The organism is Devosia sp., assembly GCF_028290625.1.
Lineage (GTDB): Bacteria > Pseudomonadota > Alphaproteobacteria > Rhizobiales > Devosiaceae > Devosia.
The window spans coordinates 195,061-214,733 of sequence record NZ_JAQGJM010000001.1 but is presented as its reverse complement, the minus strand read 5'-3'; the positions used below and the strand labels follow the sequence as shown (position 1 = coordinate 214,733).

General features: G+C 61.4%; 7 protein-coding genes. All 7 read right to left on the bottom strand.

Annotated elements, in window-relative coordinates; all coding sequences use genetic code 11:
• Nucleotides 1-38 precede the first annotated feature (38 nt).
• The 7 genes from JWR51_RS00775 to JWR51_RS00745 all read right to left on the bottom strand — a co-directional run bounded on the left by JWR51_RS00775 (nt 39) and on the right by JWR51_RS00745 (nt 19,655).
• Nucleotides 39-10,397, bottom strand: coding sequence for an Ig-like domain-containing protein (locus JWR51_RS00775; protein ID WP_299742278.1), 10,359 nt, complete (start codon nt 10,395-10,397; stop codon nt 39-41).
• A 173-nt stretch (nt 10,398-10,570) separates the two neighbouring features.
• Nucleotides 10,571-11,677, bottom strand: coding sequence for a hypothetical protein (locus JWR51_RS00770; RefSeq protein ID WP_299742276.1), 1,107 nt, complete (start codon nt 11,675-11,677; stop codon nt 10,571-10,573).
• Nucleotides 11,674-12,312, bottom strand: coding sequence for a ribbon-helix-helix domain-containing protein (locus tag JWR51_RS00765; protein ID WP_299742273.1), 639 nt, complete (start codon nt 12,310-12,312; stop codon nt 11,674-11,676). Before JWR51_RS00765 ends, JWR51_RS00770 begins: the two co-directional genes overlap by 4 nt.
• The gene (locus JWR51_RS00760; protein ID WP_299742270.1) at nt 12,302-13,630 is read right to left on the bottom strand and encodes an HlyD family type I secretion periplasmic adaptor subunit; all 1,329 of its coding nucleotides are present in this window, start codon (nt 13,628-13,630) and stop codon (nt 12,302-12,304) included. The genes JWR51_RS00765 and JWR51_RS00760 overlap by 11 nt, the downstream gene beginning before the upstream one ends.
• Nucleotides 13,627-15,825, bottom strand: a complete 2,199-nt coding sequence (locus JWR51_RS00755; protein WP_299742267.1) for a type I secretion system permease/ATPase — start codon at nt 15,823-15,825, stop codon at nt 13,627-13,629. The genes JWR51_RS00760 and JWR51_RS00755 overlap by 4 nt, the downstream gene beginning before the upstream one ends.
• A 260-nt stretch (nt 15,826-16,085) precedes the next feature.
• On the bottom strand, nt 16,086-17,627 hold the full coding sequence (locus JWR51_RS00750) for a TolC family protein (protein WP_299742264.1): 1,542 nt from the start codon (nt 17,625-17,627) through the stop codon (nt 16,086-16,088).
• 396 nt (nt 17,628-18,023) lie between these two features.
• Complete coding sequence (locus tag JWR51_RS00745) at nt 18,024-19,655, bottom strand: ShlB/FhaC/HecB family hemolysin secretion/activation protein (RefSeq protein WP_299742261.1); 1,632 nt, start codon at nt 19,653-19,655, stop codon at nt 18,024-18,026.
• Between the last annotated feature and the right edge of the window lie 18 nt (nt 19,656-19,673).

Below are 19,673 nucleotides of genomic sequence, written 5' to 3'. Positions count from 1 at the left end.
CGCTGGTGAGCGGGCCGTCCTGAAAGGCGGTTCTGGCGTTAGATGATCGGCTGGATATGGGGCAGATCGTCACCAATCTTGATGTCAACGTGCCCGACGCTAACTGGCTCGATCGTCGCGACAAGCTCCCAGCCCTGGCCGGTCCCCCTATCCACCGAGATCGTGTTGGCGGCCGCATCGATCTGAACATGGCTGGCCTTCTGGCCGTCGGCAACGCCGCTCAGCAAGTCGGACAGATCGATCACATCCTGTCCAAAGACATAATCCTTGATGGTGTCGGCATTGGCGGCGCCGGCTTCGCTGAACACGAAGGTGTCGTTACCAGTGCCGCCGGTCAGCGTGTCGTTGCCGAGGCCGCCCCACAGGATATCGTCGCCATCATTGCCGGTCAGGATGTCGTTGCCGCCGCCGCCGATGATCAAGTCATTGCCTTGGCCGCCCGACAGGGTGTCGACCTTGTCGGCGCCAAACATCAGATCATTGCCATCGCCACCAGAGAACGTGTTGTTGACGCCAATCTCTCCGACGAGGAAGTCGTTGCCATTGGTGCTCAGTGGCGTACGGACGCTCGGGCTGTCGTCGTCGCGGCCGACAGCGTAATCGCCAGACCCAAGGTGGTACCCTTTGTAGGTTGCCCCATCAAAGTTGATCAGCTCGACGCGGTCATTGGTGCCAACGAAATGGTTCTCAACCCTGACGGACTGGCCATTGAACTCGATAACCAGGTTACCCAGGTTCTTGCCTGCAACTGTGTCGTAGGCATTGAGCGCGTCGAGTTTTGCGCCGGCCGCGGTAATGACGATCCTGTCAGTGCCGCTGCCTTCGTCAATGACGTCCTGCCCGTCCTTCATGCCAAAGTAATACGTATCGTTGCCGCTGTCATCGGTGAGCAGATCGTCGCCGGTTCCGCCGTAAATCTTATCATCGCCCGAATTGACATAGAGTCGATCATTGCCATCGTTGCCATAGAGGACGTCATTGCCGTCTGACCCGTAGATGGTGTCATTGCCGGCCCCGCCCATGACGATGTCATTGCCCGCTCCGGAATCGATCGCATCGTCGCCGTCTTCACCGAGGATTATGTCGTTACCGTCTTCGCCATAGATCGTGTCGTTGCCAGCACCGCCGGCGACGAAGTCGCTTTGCGAGCCGCCATTCAGATAGTCACCGCCAGCACCACCATATAGAGCGTCCTGGTTTTGCTCGCCATAAAGCGTGTTATTGCCATCATTGCCGACCAGCACGTCGACGCGAGATTGTCCATGCAGATCAGCGCCCGCGTCCGTCCCGCTGGGCAGGATCATCTCGTTATCACGCTCGTTGCCAACAGCTGTCGAGGTGGCATTGTCCGCCAGGGCTGTCAGGGCGACATATGTGAACGCAGTCGTTCCGTCAGGCGCTGTCGCAATGACTTTGAGGATATAAGCGTCCGCATCGTTCGGATCCGGGTTACCGCTGATCACGTTCAGCGTCTGGTGCAGCCAGCTCCATCTGCCGTTGAGTTGAAGGTCGCCGTTAGAGGCGTCGGTTTCCCCCACTCGCACCTTTTCGAACGAGTAGGTCGTACCGGCGGCCACACCGACGAACAAGGTCGCCATGTCGAGCGTGATGGAAGTCGGGCCGGCGGCATTGTTGTTCGAGAATGCGTAGAATGCACTCGAATTTGCGATGCCCACCGGGCCTTCCTGCACGTTCTTCACATCGATGGCGAAGTCGGAAGAGGTGACACCCCCGTGGCCATCGGACGCCTGGACAGTGATCACATGCTGGGTCGTCGTCTCATAGTCGAGCACGGCGCCAGCCTTAACGGTGACAACACCGGTGTTCTGATCGATTGCGAACCGGCCGTTAGCGTCATTGGTGAGGCTGTAGGTGACGGTCGCATCGTCGACGTCGGTCGAATGGGCCGTCAGACCCACCACCGTACCCGCAGCGGCGTTTTCTGCCACTTCATTGACGGCGCCATTGGTATCGACAGGCGCCGTGGGCGCGTCGTTGACTGGGGTGACCGTCAGATTGACGGTCGTTACAGCGGTAGAAATCGCTCCGTCGGTCGCCTGATAGGTGAAGCTGTCGGGACCATTGTAGTTGGCCGAAGGCGTGTAGGTGAAGGTGCCATCAGGGTTAAACATCAGGGAGCCATGCGCAGGACCAGAGACGAGGGCGGCGGTCAAAGCCGGCCCATCGACATCCGTGTCGTTTACAAGAACGCCGCCGGCCAACACCTGATCTTCGTCCACAGTATAACTGTCGGCAACGGCGACCGGCGCGTCGTTGACCGGGGTGACATGGACAACAAAGGACGCCGGGGTGGGGTTGGTGGAGCCATCCTCGTTGCCGTCTTCCACCGCCACGTTGAAGCCGGCGCTGCCCTCGGACCCGTTGTGCACGAAGGTGATAAGGCCATGGGCCAGTTCGTCTGCTGCAAAGGAGGTCGCCAGCGCGCCACCGTTGCGGATTTCGCCACCATTGAGGGCCGAGATCTTGAACACGACCCCGGAAGCGATATCGTCTGGATCGCTGTAGCCCAGTTCGGCAGCCGTCAGAACGACCATGCCGCCTTCAACGACAGTTGCCTGCAGCGTGCCGGCGAGAACCGGCGCGTCGTTAAGCGGAACGACCTTGATGTCGACGATCTGCGCTGTGCTGTTGTCAAGGCCATCGTTGACGATGACTTCGACGCTATGGCCGGTCCCGGTCGGATTATCGCTGTTGTTGATGTAGCTCACGCCCTGCAGGATCGTCTGGTAGGTGCCGACCGGTGCGGCGCCCGTGATCGTCAGGACACCCGATACGGCGTTGTAGGTCACCACAAGATTTGCAGCGGCCGTCTGAGCCGCTGGGTTCAGCGACAGCACTTCGTCCGCACCATCCGGCCGACCGACGAATTTCACCGTCATCGAACTCATTTGCGACGAGTCGACATCCGAAATCGTGGCGGCAGTGATGGCGGTGGCATTCAGAATATATTGCGGGAACTGCTCCACCGCGGTCGCGGTGCCATTGTTGCCGGCATCCAGCCCGTTCAGATCAACCACTGGCCGGTCATTGGTGCCGATCAGCTTGATCTCGATGTCCTGGCTGTCAGTGCCACCATGCCCGTCGGACACCTGGATGGTGTACTTGATTACGGCTTCCTGACCGGCAGCGAGGAAGTTGAACGCTTCGCTGCCAGAGTTGAAGGCCCAGGCGATGTTGCCGGTCGTGTGGGTGCCATCGATGACCGCGCCCGAACCGATGCTGAAGAAATCCTTCAGGTCCTGGTCGGTGACGTGTGCGCCGAGTCCGGTCGCCGAAGCGCCGGTCACGGTTGCGGTCACCACGTCCTTCACGTCGACATCGACCACGTTGAGCGTACCACTGGCCTGAAGCCCGGCATCGGTCTCGTTCAGGACGACATGATCGACATCGCCGACGCTGATGACTGGGGCATCATTGGTGCCTACGAGCGTCACGGTGATGACCCGATCGGCAAAGGTGCCATGCCCGTCGCTGACGCGAACGGTGAAGGTCTCGATCTTCGTCTCACCCGCCTGCAGCGGGTTCAGGGCCGCATCGGTGACGCTATAGCGCCAGGTCACAAAACCGTTGCCGTCATTGGCAGTTTCTTCGCTGACATTGGCCACGAGGGTACCGAGATAGCCCGCATTGGCGCCCGGAGTCACGGTCACGCTGTGGGTGTCGCCCTGGTCGTCATAGATCCAGAAACCACCGCCATTATAGCCGGCATGGCCCGCGGGAGCGTCGAATTCAGTGCGAGGATCCGAGGAACCAGCGTTCGGCGTACCCTCGGCATATTCGGTGATCGTGCCGGCATCGGGGAAGCCCACGGACGTCGAGACCTGATCGTTCTGGCCATTAATGGTCAGTTGATAGAGGCCCGTTTTGCTGTCGCCGTCGTGGTCGGTGACCGTGTAGGGAATGGTGATGGTGGCAATTTCACCCTGGCTGAGGCCACCGAAGCCCCAACCCGGATTGACGTGTAGCTGACCCGTCACGGGGTCGACCGTGATCGTGGGCTGGCCAAGGATGGTGCCTGTCGGCGTGGTGATGACGACGGTCGCAGGGTTGACGGAAACCGTGCCGGCGCCGTCTGCGCCAAAGCTGAAGTGAGCGCCGAGGTTGATGGTCGCGGTACCGTCTTCGTCAATTACACCGCTGATCAGCGGCAGGTCGGCAGCGCCGGTCGGCGCGATGCCGATATCGGCCAGATAGGTGCCGGTGGCGTCGGCCGTGCCCACTTCCTTGAAGGTCAGCACGCCATTGCCCTGCGCATCGGGCAGCAGGCCGTCGATGATGATGGACGTCATCGTGTTGGTCACCAACACAGACGAATTCTGAATAAGCTGGCCGTTCCAATACACTTCAAGCTTCGAGGAGGCAGGATCAGGCGAGCCCATCGCGAAGGTCAAGGTATAGGCTTGGCCCACCGTCAGGCCCGAAAGGGACTGCGAGATGGCGGTATTGCCCGGCGAAGATCCCAGATCCACCATGCGGCCACCCGAGGGGGCGTGCATGTTCAAATAGCCATCCTGGACAAATTCCAGCTGCACATTGCCCCCGGTTCCAGTGATCTTCCAGCCGACCGCTTCGGTCGCAAAGCCACCGCCCCAGCCCGCACCCGTCCAGGTACCATCGGCGAAATCGCCATTGGTCAGCAGGTTGAAGTCACCAACCGGCGCGCTCAGGGTGGGCACGTCATCGGTCACATTGACGACGAACGGACGATCGACATAGTCGCCATCACCGTCATAGACGCGTGCCGTCAGATTGATCGCCAGCGTGTTGCTGCCAGGCGCGTGATCCAAGTTCTGGAACAGCGTTGCCACGAAGCTGCCGGGATGGACGACGGCCACGATGAATACCGGCTGGTCGACGGTCTCGCCGTGCTTGAAGGCCACGACTTCCTGGTCGACACCGTTCGTGGTGCGCACGACGTAGTCGAGCGTCACGCCATCGGAGGTCAGTCCCTGCGGCAGGATGTAATTGCCATTGCCGTCCTTGGCGATTTCGACGTGGGTATTCCTGTCATCGGCATTGAGGTCGACCTTGAGGCTACCGGAGGTGAAGCTGACAGTTGGCAGGCCGCTTTCCACCAAAGTTCCAACATCCGACTGCCCAACCAGTTCAGGCACTGTGTCCGCCACGTTGATAGCGAACGGACGGTCCACGTAATCACCGTCGCCGTCATAGACGCGCGCGGTCAGGTTGATCGCCAGCGTATCGCTGCCGGGGGCGTGATCCAGGTTCTGGAACAGCGTCGCGGCGAAGCTGCCGGGATGGACGACAGCCACGATGAACACCGGCTGGTCGGCGCTCTGGCCGTGCTTGAAGGCGACGATCTCCTGATCGACGCCATTGGTGGTGCGCACGACATAATCGAGCGCCACGCCGTCAGAGGTCAGCCCCTGCGGCAGGATGTAGTTGCCGTTGCTGTCCTTGGCGATTTCGACATGGTTCTTGGCATCGTCGGCGTTGAGGTCCACATGCAGGCTGCCGAAGGTCGAGCTCACGTTCGGCAGGCTGGATTCCACCAGGATGCCAACGTCGGGCTGCCCGACCAGTTCCGGTACCGTATCGGCCACGTTGACGGTGAAAGCGCGGTCCACATAGTCGCCGTCGCCGTCATAGACGCGCGCGGTCAGGTTGATCGCCAGGTTATCGCTGCCCGGCGTATGATCCAGGTTCTGGAACAGCGTCGCCACGAAGTTGCCGGGATGGACCACAGCCACGATGAACACCGGCTGGTCGACGCTCTGGCCGTGCTTGAAGGCGACGATCTCCTGATCGACGCCATTGCTGGTGCGCACGACATAATCGAGCGCCACCCCATCCGAGGTCAGCCCCTGCGGCAGGATGTAGTTGCCGTTAACGTCCTTGGCGATTTCGACGTGGTTCTTGGCATCGTCGGCGTTGAGATCGACATGCAGGCTGCCGGTGATGACGCTGATCTGAGGCAGGCTGCTTTCCTGCAGAGTGCCGGTGTCAGCTTGCCCGACCAGTTCCGGCACGGTATCGGCCACATTGACGGTGAAGGCGCGATCCACGTAGTCGCCGTCGCCGTCATAGACGCGAGCCGTCAGGTTGATCGCCAGCGTGTTGCTGCCAGGCGCGTGATCCAAGTTCTGGAACAGCGTCGCCGCAAAGTCGCCCGGACGTACGACTGCCACGATGAACACGGGCTGGTTGACGCTCTCGCCATGCTTGAAAGCGACGATCTCCTGATCGCCACCATTTGTGGCGCGCACCTCATAGTCCAGTGCAACGCCATCCGATTTCAGGCCCTGCGGCAGGATATAGTTGCCATTGCCGTCCTTGGCAATTTCGACATGGGTATTGGCATCATCGGCATTGAGATCGACCTTGAGGCTGCCGGTGGTGAAGCTGACAGTTGGCAGCGGGCTTTCGGAAAGCGAGCCGACATCGGCCACGCCAGCCAGCAAGACCGGAACGCTGTCCTTGATATTGACCGAGAACGAGCCCGTTGCCGTGTCATTATCGGCGTCGGTTGCCTGGAAGCCGAAGCTCAGGAGCTTGTCGTTGCTGCCGGGGGTGTGGTCGATATTGTCCTTGAGGACGAAGGAGTATGTACCGTCGCTATTGAGAGTGACGTTGAAGACTTCGCGCGTGCCGGCCATAGCGGTCAGCACATTGCCGGTGACCGTGTAGGCAATCTGAGTGCCATTGGAGGTCAGGCCGTTTACGGCACCGCTATGGGTAGTGAACGTCAGACCACCGGTCTTGGCGCCATCGGCACCCCAATCGATGCTCAGCGATTCGGCGGCGGGCGTCTGCGGAATGAAGGCGTTCGAGAAGCCGTCTTGCGTCAGCTCGTTGACGTCCAGGCGGGCAACTGAGCCGACTTCGGGGCTGTCGTCGATGACGCGAACGACGAAGTTGCCGGTGCCCGCGTCGCCATCGCCATCACGAGCGGTGAAGTTGAAGCGCAGCGACAGGACGTCTTCATTATCCGCGCCGCTAGCGGCCACGGGGTGGTCGAGCGTGCCCAGCAGCTTGAAGTTGTAGGAGCCGTTGGACTGATCTGACAGTGTGACGCTAAACACATCATGGCCACCGGCGGAAGCGGTGAGCACGGTGCCATTGGCGGACAGTGTATAGACCAGCGGCTGGCCGTTGGACGTGAGCGAGGCCGGGGTATTGTTGCCGCCCGTTGCGCTGATCAGGCCGGCAACTTCCGGCACCGTCAGAACGCGTGCCGCGCCATTGCCCGAAGCGAAGGCGACCGAGCGGTCGCCCATCACCTGGGTGCCGTTGTAGCCGCCATTGACGGCGCTGTTAAAGTTGTCATTGCCCCAGGAGATGTTGAGGGAGGCGCCAATCTGGCTGCTGATGCCGAGAACACCGCTGAAGAAATTGGCCGCTGCGCCCGCCACTTCCACGCCAAACGGGCTCGCGTCATTGTTGCCGTGCGGCAGTGCCTCTTCTTCGACATAGCGCACGCCAACCGAATCCAGGCTCAACTGATCGTCGAGCAGGTTGACCGTAAAGCTGGACGAGGCTGGATCGCCATCGGAGTCGGTGGCAACGAAGCCGAAGTTCAGCGGCTTGGTATCAGTGCCGACGGCATGGTCGATATTGCCATAGAGGCGGAAGGTGTAGGTGCCGGTCCCGGTATCGCTCAGCGACACGGTGAACACGATTTGGCCGCCCGCCGTTGCGGTCAGCACCGTGTGTTGGGCATTGTAGCTATAGACGACAGCCTTACCGTCCGAGGTCAGGTCGACGGGCCCTGCGACGGCCGCAAAGGCGACGCTGCGATTGGCAGGGTTGCCATTATTGTCATCGGCATTCCAGTCGATGTTGAGCTTGCCGGGTTGCACCAGCGCGTCGCTCTCGTCTGGGTGGGATTCGTCAAAGAAAAACGGCAGGTTTTGCTCGGACACGGTCTCGGTCTCGGTCGCGCCAATGGTGGGGACAGTGTCCGTCACATTGACCTTGAAGCTGCCGATAACGGAATCGCCATCTGCGTCGGTCGCCCGGAAGCCGAACGAAAGTTCCCTGGTATCGGTGCCGACGACATGGTCGATATTGCCGTGGAGGTGGAAGGCATAGCTGCCCGTGCCGGCGTCGCTGAGCGAGACGGTGAAGATGGTTTCAGTGCCGGCTTTTGCCGTCAGCACTGTATGGTCGGAATTATAGCTATAGATGACGGCCTTGCCGTCCGAGGTCAGGTCGGCCGGCGCCACGAGATCGGCGAAGGCGACGCTACGATTGGCGATAGTGCCGCTATTATTGTCGTCGGCGTTCCAGTCGATGTTGAGGTTGCCGGGCTGCACCGCGTCCAGGGTGTACTCAGAAGCAGTCGCGGTCTCGGTGGTGTCGATCGTGGGGACCGTGTCCGTCACATTGACCTTGAAGCTGCCCGCGACGGAATCGCCATCCCCATCGGTCGCCTGGAAGCCAAACGTCAGTTCCTGGTTATTGCTGCCGGGCGTGTGGTCGATATTGTCCTTGAGGGCAAAGGTATACGAGCCATCGGCGTTCAACTGCACGGTGAAGACTTCGCGGCCACCAGCCGCTGCGGTGAGCAGGGTGCCGCTGATCGAATAATTGATGGCCTGCCCGTTCGACGTCAGGCCGCTATCGCCGTTTGCCGTGGTGAAGGCCAGATTCTGGGCGTGGGGGCCATCGGAGCCCCAGGTCACGTTGAGGGATACGTTGGAGATGGTGGTCGGCACAAAGGCGTTCGATGCACCGTCCGCTGTCAGTTCCGCCACTGTCTGCGGTTTCACGGCGCTGAGGCTCGGGTTGTCATCTTCGAAGGAAATGACCGACGAGTCTTTCGTGACCAGGTCGATCGTGGCCGAATGCGTGGTGGTGTCGCCGTCGAAGTCCGTGCGCGTGACTTCGTACTTCAGTTGAGCGGCGCCCGCCCCCAGCAGTTGCAGCAAGGCTGTCTGATCGAACTGGTTGCCCTCGCCGCCGCCATGCGCGATCGCTTCGATGAGCGTGGTCTGCAACTGTTCGGCGCCTGGGGCACCAACGATTTCGATCTTGAAAACATCGTCACCCGCGGCATCGCGGCCGAAGACCACACCATCTTCGAGGAACAGCGTAATCAATCCGCCATGCGTAGCCGACAGATTCGTGGCCAGGCCTTCTGCCGGAATGCCGGCGAAGCTGAACACGGCGGTGCTGGAACCGGCACCATCGGCACCAAATCCGCCGGAGACGGTGAACAGCGCCGCGAGGCCGCCTTCGAACGACGTCGTCACCCGGCCAAGCACGCCCGGGGCATCGTCGCCGGTGTTGCCGCCGCCTTCACCCGATGGATTACCTTCACCCGAAGGGTTGCCTTCGCCCGAACCATTACCGACGGCCTCATCCAGCGAAATCACCAGGTGGGGAGCGCCTTCGCCGGTCTTGGCCGTCACGTCGACGGTCGGGCTGTCGTCCTCCACGATGATGCGAATGGCTGTCGAAGCGCTACCGCCGCGGCCATCGGTGGCCGTGATGGGCAGGTCAAAGCGGAACTCGTTTTCACCGCCGCCGTTGGCGTGATCGACGGGCTGGAAAAGCGTGACCGTGTATGCACCGGAATTGCCCGATACAACCGCCTGGACGACGAGGGTCTCACCAGCCCAACCGGAGAGCTCCGAGGTACCAACGCCGGTCCAGGTCAGTGCCACGCCCTGCGAGCTGACAGCCGTCGTGGGTTCGCCAAAGCTGAATGCCAGCGGATCGCCATTGGGGTCGGATGCGTTGAGGTTGCCCGAATAGACCGAACTGTTAGTGGTATCGGCGTCGCCATCCAGATCCGCATTGCCGCCGGCCAGGCCCTCTTCGGAGAGGCGGGCTTCGCTGATCGCCAGCTCGAACCGCGGCGCCAGGTTGTTGTCGAAGCTTTCTTCATCGGTGGTTTCGGTGGTCGGCAGGTCGGTGCCGTCGAGCAAAGCGCCATAGGTGAACGCGCTGCCGATATCGCCAGCGGGCAGCACGTCGAAATTGCCGCCGGAGCTCGGCGGACCATTTCCGGCGGGGCCAGCCGCGGTCTGGATATCACTTGCAGCAAACAATGCGGCCACGGTGAGGGGCGGGATTTCCACGCTGCCCAGCACGATGGTCAGGCCTTCGATGGCGCCGTTCGGCACCACGATGACGGAGCCATCGGGCTGGACGAATTCGAGATTGGCGCCATTCATCCGGGGCGCATCAATACTTGCGCCCTCGGGCAGATGCAGTATCGAGCCATTCTCAATTTCGACCACCAGGCTTGCCTGGTTCTGCGTGGCCGCGGCGTCCGGCGGCGTCGCATCGGTCGCCGTGATCGCTCCCGTATCCGCTTGAGCCACCAGGATTTCAGCGGTCGGCAGCGAATTGGTATCCAACGTCGTATCGACAACGAAATCAGAGTTTGAGTCGGAACGTTCGATCATGGAGGCCCCCGGCAATCGGATTAAAGCTTAATTAACCCAGACTTATACGGGGACGTAAAACCGGCAGCAAATTCCAAATAGAGCCAAAGCATAACCTGATATGGCATTTGCGCTTAAGCTGCACTTAACCTTAATCGACAAGCATAACCTGATATGCTTCAAGATGGAAAGGGTCAGCGACCGGCAACAATCTCGTAGCTGCGGGACTGCACAAGGCCGAGGGCGCCAAAAGTAAAGGGACCAGTAAAGCCGGTAAAGCCAAGATCGCTTTGCAGTGTTCCAGCGCTGAAGGCCTCCGCGCCTGCAACCTGGTCCAGCACCGCCGCCATGACGACCAGATCGTAGATCACGGCGCTGGCCAGAGTCGGTGTCGCATTATAGGCGGCCCGAAAACGCGTGGCGAAAGCCGTTATGCCGGCGCGCGGCAGCGATGGATACCACGAGCTGCGGACAGCAGCCGGGAGAGGTTCCGCCAAGGTCCAGCCAGCATTGCCCACGATGGCGATGCCGGCCATTGCGGCGGGAGCGCTGCCGGCGATCAATCCCGCAGCGCGCTGGGGGTCAATGGCGAAAACCAACGCATCGACCTTGCCAGCGGCAAGTGCTGCGGCGAGCCCTGCCTGGAACGTTTCGGGGTTGAGGACATCGATGCGGATAACGGCAATACCCTGGGCCGCGGCGATGTCGGCCACGGCCGTTCCAAAGCTAGCGCTGTCCGGATCGCTGCCAAAGACTATGCCGACCTTGGCGTAGCCGAGCCGCTTGGCTTCGCCGACGAGGGCGGCGGCCTCCTCACGCGGTGCAAGACCAGCGCCATAGAGAAGGCTGCCGGTATCACTGAGCGATGCCAGGGCGATCGTCGGCACTTTGCGCGGTGCCATTGCCTTGGCCAGGCCCGCAATTGCCCGAGGGTCGCTGCCGCCGATTGTCAGGCGAACGTTGGCCGCCTGGAACGCCTCGGCATCGCGGGCAACGCCGTCCGACTGCGGACGAATGACAACACTGACGGGGTGTTTGGTAATGGACTGCGCTGCTAGCTTGGCGGCAAGCGCAGTCGCGTCCGCGGCCCCGCCGGACCGGTTCACGGGCTCTGCGAAACTCAGCACACCAATGACCAATTGGCCGGTGCCGACCGTTTCAGCAACCATGGGTGTTTCGGGCGCCGGCGCGGGTGCCATGCCGACCTGTTGCATGGTGGAGGAGCAGGCGCCGAGCAGCGCCGCCAATGTCATCGTCTGGATCAGGATCATCAGGCGGCGCAGGATTGGCGAGGATTTCACGCCAGCACGTAGCCAATGATCACGCTTGCGGGCGCGGGCGGGACCAGCAGCAATCGAGCAGTCGTGCGCCGATCGCGATTGCCGAAGCGAATGGAAATGCCGCACTCGGTCGTCCCCCCTGAAACCAGTTCATCGAACAGCGTTTCCAATGGTCTCTCCAATGACAGTTGCGCGGCATCGACCGGCGTTGCGCCGCTGACGGCGCCACCGACCGAGCGCAGATAGCGCAGAAATTCGGCATTGGCCTGTACCAGCCTCTTGCGCCTGTCGAGCGCAAAGGACGGCGCGGGACCGGCCTGCAACAGGCTGATCATTGTGCTGGCATTGGCCAGCGGCAGCAGGCGCTGCAGCTCTTCCATCAACAGATTCACGGTGGCGCTGCGGATCGCGCCGGTGGCATTGATGTCTTGCTCGTTTGCCTCTTCCAGGATCTTGGCGACGAAGCGGGAGCGCTTTTGGCCCGCCCCCGCGCTCAGCATACTCAAGGCGTTCCAGAACACCTGCTCCAGTCGAACGCCCTTTCGGCCGCTGGGCGTGGTTAGCGTGCGAAATTCGGGGCGCGTCAATTGAGCAAGTCTGCTGCTGCCGGCTGTAGCGTCTTGGTCCTCGGCGACCAGCCTGGCACTATCGCTCACTGAGCGCCTCCTGCCGGGTCTTGTTGATAGGCTTCAGCAGGTACTGCAGAATAGTGCGCTTGCCGGTCAGAATATCGACACTGGTGACCATGCCGGGCAGCACCGGCAATTCGCGCCCGCGATATTCGAGCACGGCCTTGTCGGCCCGGATCTGGACGAGGTAGTAGGTCTCACGGGTGTTGGGATCGACAATGCTGTCGGCCGACACATTGGTCACTTCGCCCGTCAACCCGCCAAAAATTGAATAGTCATAGGCGGTCAGTTTGATGCGCGCTTGCTGCCCCGGAAGGATGAAGGCGACGTCGGATGGCTTGAGATGCGCCTCAACCAGCAGCGTGTCGGAAATCGGCACGATATCGAGCAGGCGCGTGCCCGCAGCAACGACGCCACCGATGGTGTTGACCTCTATGCTATTGACCACGCCATCCACTGGGGAGCGGATATCGGTGCGCATCACGCGGTCCTCGGCACCACGCAATTGCTGCTGCGCACTGGCGAGTTCCGCACGGCGGACCGTCAGTTCCGCCAGCGCATCCTGACGGAACTGCAGCGTGACCTGGTCAACCTGGAGTTGGGCTTCCTTGAGGGCGGCTTCGAGGCGCGCCTTGGATTCGTTGGCGCCGGCAATCTGGCCAGTCAGATCGCTGACTTCGCTCTGCATGCTCAGATAAGTGGTTTGGGCGACCAGCCCGCGCTCGGCAAGTGGCGCCATCAGGTTAAGCCGCTCCTGCGCCAGAGCCAGGTTGCCGGTGAGCCGGTTCTGATTGGCATTGACCTCGCCCAGCTCGCGATTGCGTTGCTCGACGCGCTGGATCAGCACATCCTTGCCCTGCGCCAGACTGGCCGCGCGGGTCGTCAGCAACTGGATTTCGCTGTCACAAATCTGGGGGGCCGATGAAACAATTTCTGCGGGACAAATGAATGCGCCAGCATCCTGCGCCTGGCTTTCCACGGCCAGGCGAGTCGTTTGCGCGAGGAGCGCCAATACGCGGGCCTGCACCTCGCCCGCGCTCGACGCCGTATTGGTGTCGTCGAGCTGAATCAGTTGCTGGCCCTTGCTCACGCGTTCGCCGGACCTGACCAGGATATCGGTGACGACGCCGGCTTCAGCACTTTGGATGATCTGCGACTTCCCCGATGGGATAACGCGCCCCTCCGCCCGGCTGATCTCATCGATCTCTGCCCATGAGGCCCAGGCAAGCGCGACGACGAAGAAAACGCCGATAATGACGACAACGTAGAGCCAGCCGGTCGGCGGCGGCTGCGTGCTGAGGACACTATGTCCCTGCCCCCGCTCGGTGCGAAATGGAGCGTTCATGACACGCCCCCGCGCGTTTTGAGGTGATTAAGCACATCGTCGCGCGGACCGTCCGCGACGATACGACCATTGTCGAGCACGATCAGGCGGCTGACGAGCGACAGCACGCTATAGCGATGGGTTGCCACCAGTACGGTCTGGTCCGGCGTCAGGCTGGCCTCGAGGTTGGCGATGAGCTGTCGTTCGGTCGCCAGGTCCATGGAACTGGACGGCTCGTCGAGGAACAGTATCTTGGGTTCGACCAGCATTGTGCGGGCCAGGGCGACGGCTTGCCGCTGTCCTCCAGAGAGCAGGACGCCGCGCTCGCCGACCTGCATGTCATAGCCCTGCGGGTGCCGCGAGACGAAATCGTCCACGCCCGCCCGTTGCGCGGCCTGTAGCATGCGCTGCTCGCTGGCGCTGGGATCGGCCATCAAGATGTTCTCACGCACGCTGCCGTTGAACAATTCGGGATCCTGCAGCACCAGCCCCACGCCGCGCCGCAAATCGGCCGGGTGGTACTGAGCAATATCGGCGCCATCGATCAGGATTTCGCCTTCGCTGGCCGCGTGGAAGCCAACAAGCAAGCGTCCCAGGGTCGTCTTGCCCGAGCCGATACGGCCGATGATGCCGATTTTCTCGCCTGCTGCTGCGGTAAAGCTGATCCCGTCGAGCACGTAGTTCTTGCTGCCCGGATAGGCGAAGCGCACCTTGTTGAGGACAATGCGGCCCCGATTGACGCTGCGCGCGGAAAACCCGTCCTTGGCGCTGCGCTCGTCGGGCATCTTCATGATGGCATCGATGGTGCGATACGCTTCCATGGTGCTGCGCGTGCGGAGCAACATCGACGAAATCATGGAAATCGGCGCGATCAATCGGTTCGACAACATCATGGCCGCCACGATGGCGCCCATGGTGATATTGCCGGCGGCGGCCATGAAGGTGCCGCCGATGATGATGCCGGTCATCGACAACTGGGTCAGCGTCGCTGTGATGTTGGTGGCAATCGACTGCAGCCATTTGATCGTGTTCTGCGTATCGGACGAGGCAAGCACAGTCGCCTCCCAACGGCGCAGCATTTGACCTTCGGCGCGCGAGGCCTTGACCGATTGCGAACTCGTCAGGGCCTCGACCAGAATAGAATTGCGGGCCGAAGACTCTTTCAGCGCGGACGATACTGCGCGGCCAGACAGCCAACCGATGCCCAGCGTGAAGGCGATGGAAATGACGCCGGCACTCAGCGGGAACAGCACGAGCCATCCCACCAGCAAGGTGATGACATAAGCGAAAATGCCCAGAAATAGCAGGTCGACGAACATGACGAGCGTGCTGGAGGCTAGAAAATCGCGGAGGATTTCATATTGGGCGATGCGGTTGACGAACGCGCCGGTGGAGGCGGGCCTGGCATCCATTGTTGTATTGAGCACGCGATCGAACAGCAGCGACGACAGGCGGAAATCTATGCTGCGGCCGACATGATCGATGATCGCCCCGCGGGCCAATTTGAGCGCGATGTCAAAGATCAACACCAGCAGCAGGCCCAGCGCCAGCACCCAGAGCGTCGAGATCGCCGCATTGGGCAGCACGCGATCGTAGACGTTGAGCGTGAAGATCGGGAACGCGATGGCAAAGATATTGATGAATGTCGCGGCGGCCAGCACATAGACGATGCTGCGCCCGTGGCCCCTGAATGCCGACCAGAGCCAGTGCCCCGAACGGGCAAAGCGCATGCCGGAATTTTCCTGCACCATTTCGTAATTGGGCGTCAGGATCAGCAGGGCTCTTGGCTCCTTGCTGCGAAGCGTCTTGGCGTCGACGATCCGTTCCTCGCCGCGCGAAGCGTCATAGCAGCGATAGGCCTTGCGACCTTCCCGCCCCAGGCAGATCAGAAAACGGCCATCGGCGCCCTGCATGATGGCGGGCATCTCATAGTCCGCCAACCCATGCAGCGACCGTGTCGCGCTCGTGGTGACCACACCAATTCGCGCCATCGCGGGTGCGATCAGGTCCGCCGTCATCCGATCGTTATCGAGGGGGAGACCCGCCGTCAGGAATGAGCGCGCGTCCGGTTTGCGCCAGAGGCGGGCGAGATACTGAATCGCTGCCAGGATTTGATCGCTGCCCTGGGATGGCACTTCCGGGGCCTCGGCGCCCGAAATGCCCAGCTGGGCGTCCGGCAACCCGCCGCCGCCCTGCAAACTGTCGTCAGACTTCATCTCAAGTACACGATGCCCCCGAGCCGCCCTGAACCCCACGCTGGTGGGCGAATAACGCGGAATTTAGGATCTTGACGCACCACAACACTATCACCGGCAGCACCCCAACCGCAGACAATATACAGTTACGGTAAACTACCGGAGCGCCAATCGGGAATTGGGCCCAGCGCCGCCGCTGCGCCCATTCTCGTTCGCCGCTTGCTGTTCATCATCGCATCGCGACGGGGAGTAGCGCCACGGCTCTGCGCCGTGGCTTAAGCTCAATTGACGAAGGACGTCAGGTCGAGAGGCTTACGCTCGGGCTCCGTGCCGTCCCAAGTGTCAACCTTGAGGGCGTCACGCGCATAGGCACCAGCCTGATTGGGAGCATCCAGACCCATAAAACCGAGCAGATGGCCCGTCGCGGCCATGAGCCGGTACTCGGCAAACTTGACGCCGAAGTCCGAAGTCTCCTGCAAAATCTGAACGTTCACGCGTGTGTTCTGCGCATCCAGCACATCGAGGAGCGAACGGTCACCGACCCCGAACTGCTCGCGATATGCCGAAATCAGCTTAGCGGAGGCATCCAGTTGATCACGATAGGTCGCGTAGAGCGTTCCCTGGGTCTGCAACCGCAGCCAGGACGTGCGGACTGCCTCTTCGACTTCGCGGAAGGCCTGGTCCTGGGCATAGATAGCTTCAGACTGGCGGCGCACCTGCTCCTGTACCTGAGCGTCCTTAATGCCACCGTCAAAAATATTCCAGCGCAGCGACAAACGCCCGCTCAGGTCGCTGGTGACTTCTTCCGTGCCACCGACGTCAAATCCAGTCGAGGCACGCGCTTCAAACTGAACCTTGGGACCGAAGGCGCCTTCGGCCTGGGTGACCAAGGCGGTCGACGCGTCGATATCGGCATTGGCGATACGAACCATCGGGTTGTTGACGCGCGCGGCTTCAATCGCTGCCGCAAGCGTTTTTGGCAGTGCCCCACCAACGCGCGGCGGCATCGAAACGGTGTCCGGACGCGTGCCGACAAACAGATCAAACTCGATACGCGCAGCTTCAAGATCGACAGCCGATTCGGTCAGACGGGCGCGGGCCGCGGCCATGCGCTCGATAACCTGAAAGCGATCGGCCTCAGTCAACTGGCCGCTTTCGATGCTGCTGGAAACATCCTTCAGCATGCCTTGGTGAAAGTCCACGTTCTGCTGATTGAGCGCGACGATGCGCTGCTGCAGCAAGACCTGGTAGTAAACGCGGGCGATCTGCAATGCGATGAATTCGCTGCGCTCGAGCACGCGGAACGAGGCGCCATCGATACGGGCCGCCTGGCGCGACACTTCGGCATCGCGGAACCCGCCGTCCAAAAGATCAAAGGTTGCCACGAGCGCAACCTGGGAGGGGTACAGCGGGCTGTCGTCAATGCCTGCGGCCCGACGCGACGGGCTGCTTAACATTTCCGCCCCGGTCGATGCCTCAAGATCAACACGAGGCGCATACAGACCGAGGGCCTGGCGCAATTCAAACTCGATTGCCTCGCGATTCTGGATCGCCTGCCCGATTTCAGGGTTGGATTCGAGCGCAAGCTGCGTCGCGTCTCGCAGCGACATCGCTGACGCCGGAACAATAAACGCGGTGGAAAGTGCAGTCCCCAACGCCAACAAGCGCAAGAAATTCGAAAACATATAGCCCCCAAGCCTATCCAAAATCAACACGCAGAATAACCGCAACAATTGCGGACGGGCACGTCTCGTCTTCATCAGAACAATAGCGGCAATGAACACATTTTTCCACCCACGACCACTACCGCTCAACACCGTCATCTCGCCGGTTTCGCGCGCTCCCACGCACGAAGTCATTCCAGTTCACACATCAAGGGATCACGAGAACTTCCAGAACATGCACCCTGAATATGTCAGTCGCCAACTCGCAGCGCCTCAGACCCTTCAGAATCGATGCCCGGCGGCATCTATTTCCCCCAACAATACCGGCGTTGCTTTCTACTGACAATCGCTGAAGCATACAAGTAGAGCCGCCACCATGCCACGCTTCTCTCCACCAAAGGGTAAATTTGCAACAATCGGACTAGTGCGACAGCTCGAAGTAGCGATTGACTCAAGGACTGAAGCAGTGATGGCCCTGGAGCCGCACCGTCACGGGCAAGCCAGGTATCAGCGGTCACTGCCTCCGCACTGGCCTGGAGGCCTAGCTAACGGAGGCTAGTAAAACGTGCCGGTCATCTTCGCATATAGGGCGACGTTCTGCTGGTCTGCGACGGCGTCAAGCACGGGTGCGGCGACAGCCAGCTCAGCCCCGAAATGCTCGGCCGTATAGGACACGCCGGCACCGATGGACATCATCGTCGTGCGCGCCGGGAAAGTCGAGAAAGCCTGCCCGAAATCGGTAAGGGCAAAAAGGTCGACGCTTGGCGCGACATTCCAATGCAGTTCGCTTTGCACGAAATAGCCGCTGTCGCCGGCGACGCCGTCGGAGGGATAGCCCCGAACGGTGTTGGGGCCGCCGATCTTGAAGAGTAGATCGCCCGGAAGCAGGGTCTGGTGTCCGGCATACTGGCCGGCGCCCTGTACGACGAAAGCAAAACTGTCACCCAGTTGGAGGCGACCGCTACCGCTGATCGTGCCGATAGTCAGGTCGCGCCACGACTGGGCCAGCTTGTCCTGGGCGGCAGCGAAGACGATTTGCGGCTGGATGGAGAATGAGCCAGTCGTGCCGGTATAGCTGAGGGCCAGTCCGGCACTGGCTTTAGTGGTTGTCGATTCCACCAGCGAGACCACGCCGGCCCGCGAAATGGAGTCGCCATATGAGGTCGAGGCGAGCGCGATCAGCGACCAATCCGTGGTGGCGAAAACCGGCTGGGAGGCAGTAAGGGAGGCGACCTGGGAGCCGCCGTTAATGTCCAAGGGCTCGCTCGGCCCATCCACGACACGAATCTGGGACCGCGAATAGCCCAACGAAATACGCGTGCCGGCGGTGGTGATGGGAATATCGTAACTGATCGTGCCCGCGATGCTGCCCAGCGACGCCGTGAGCGACGCCACCAGGGTGTCATCCATGCCCATGAGCCCATAGGCCTGATAGGTAAGACCAGTCTGCACTTCGCCGGTGGAGCGGACGCCGTGGTTGTCGAGGAAAAACTGCAGGGTATGGGGCGGCGGCTCGACGATACCGAGGGTGAGGTCGGTGAAGCCGAAAGCGGCACCCGGCTGCAGCAGGAGCCGAATCTGCGCGCGGTTGGTTTTGTTGAAGAAGGCGATGTCGTCGGCCGCCGCAGGGACATCGACGATGCCATCGCCGCGCGTCAGTTGGATGCGATTGAAGATATAGGCATCGCTGGACTTGCGGTCGCCCACGATGCTGACGACGCCCTGGCGTCCTTCAACGAGCTGGATTTTCAGCACACCGGAAGCCAGCGTTTGCGGCGGCAGGACGGCACCGGCGGTGACGATGCCGCGCTCGGCATAGAGATCGTTGACGGCGCGCACGAGCTTGGCGATCGCGGCGAAATCGAGACGCCGACCCACATAAGGCGCCGCGATGGCGTTGAGCTCCTCGGCGGTCAGGAACGCCGAGGCAGGCTCGAAAACCACACTCTTGAGGTGCACCGTGGGTCCGCCTGGTGCCGGCAGGTCGCCCGCCGGAGTGGTTACGGTCAGGATCGGGTCAGTCTGGGGTGCCGGGCTCGTGGCGGCGTCGATATCTAGGGCCCGCTGTTCATTCTGGCGGATGGCGTCGGCAGCCGGATCGGTCTGTGCCATCGCAATGCCGGGCGCCGCACAGGCCGCGACAAGCATGATCAGACCGGCCAGACGGAAATGTTGGCTCCACGTCACCATCGTCTTGCAAGCCCC

Excerpts from the sequence above, each read along its gene's own strand:
- JWR51_RS00775 (WP_299742278.1), bottom strand. The coding sequence starts at position 10,397 with ATGATCGAACGTTCCGACTCAAACTCTGATTTCGTTGTCGATACGACG.
- JWR51_RS00760 (WP_299742270.1), bottom strand. The coding sequence starts at position 13,630 with ATGAACGCTCCATTTCGCACCGAGCGGGGGCAGGGACATAGTGTCCTC.
- JWR51_RS00755 (WP_299742267.1), bottom strand. The coding sequence starts at position 15,825 with ATGAAGTCTGACGACAGTTTGCAGGGCGGCGGCGGGTTGCCGGACGCC.
- JWR51_RS00750 (WP_299742264.1), bottom strand. The coding sequence starts at position 17,627 with ATGACGGTGTTGAGCGGTAGTGGTCGTGGGTGGAAAAATGTGTTCATT.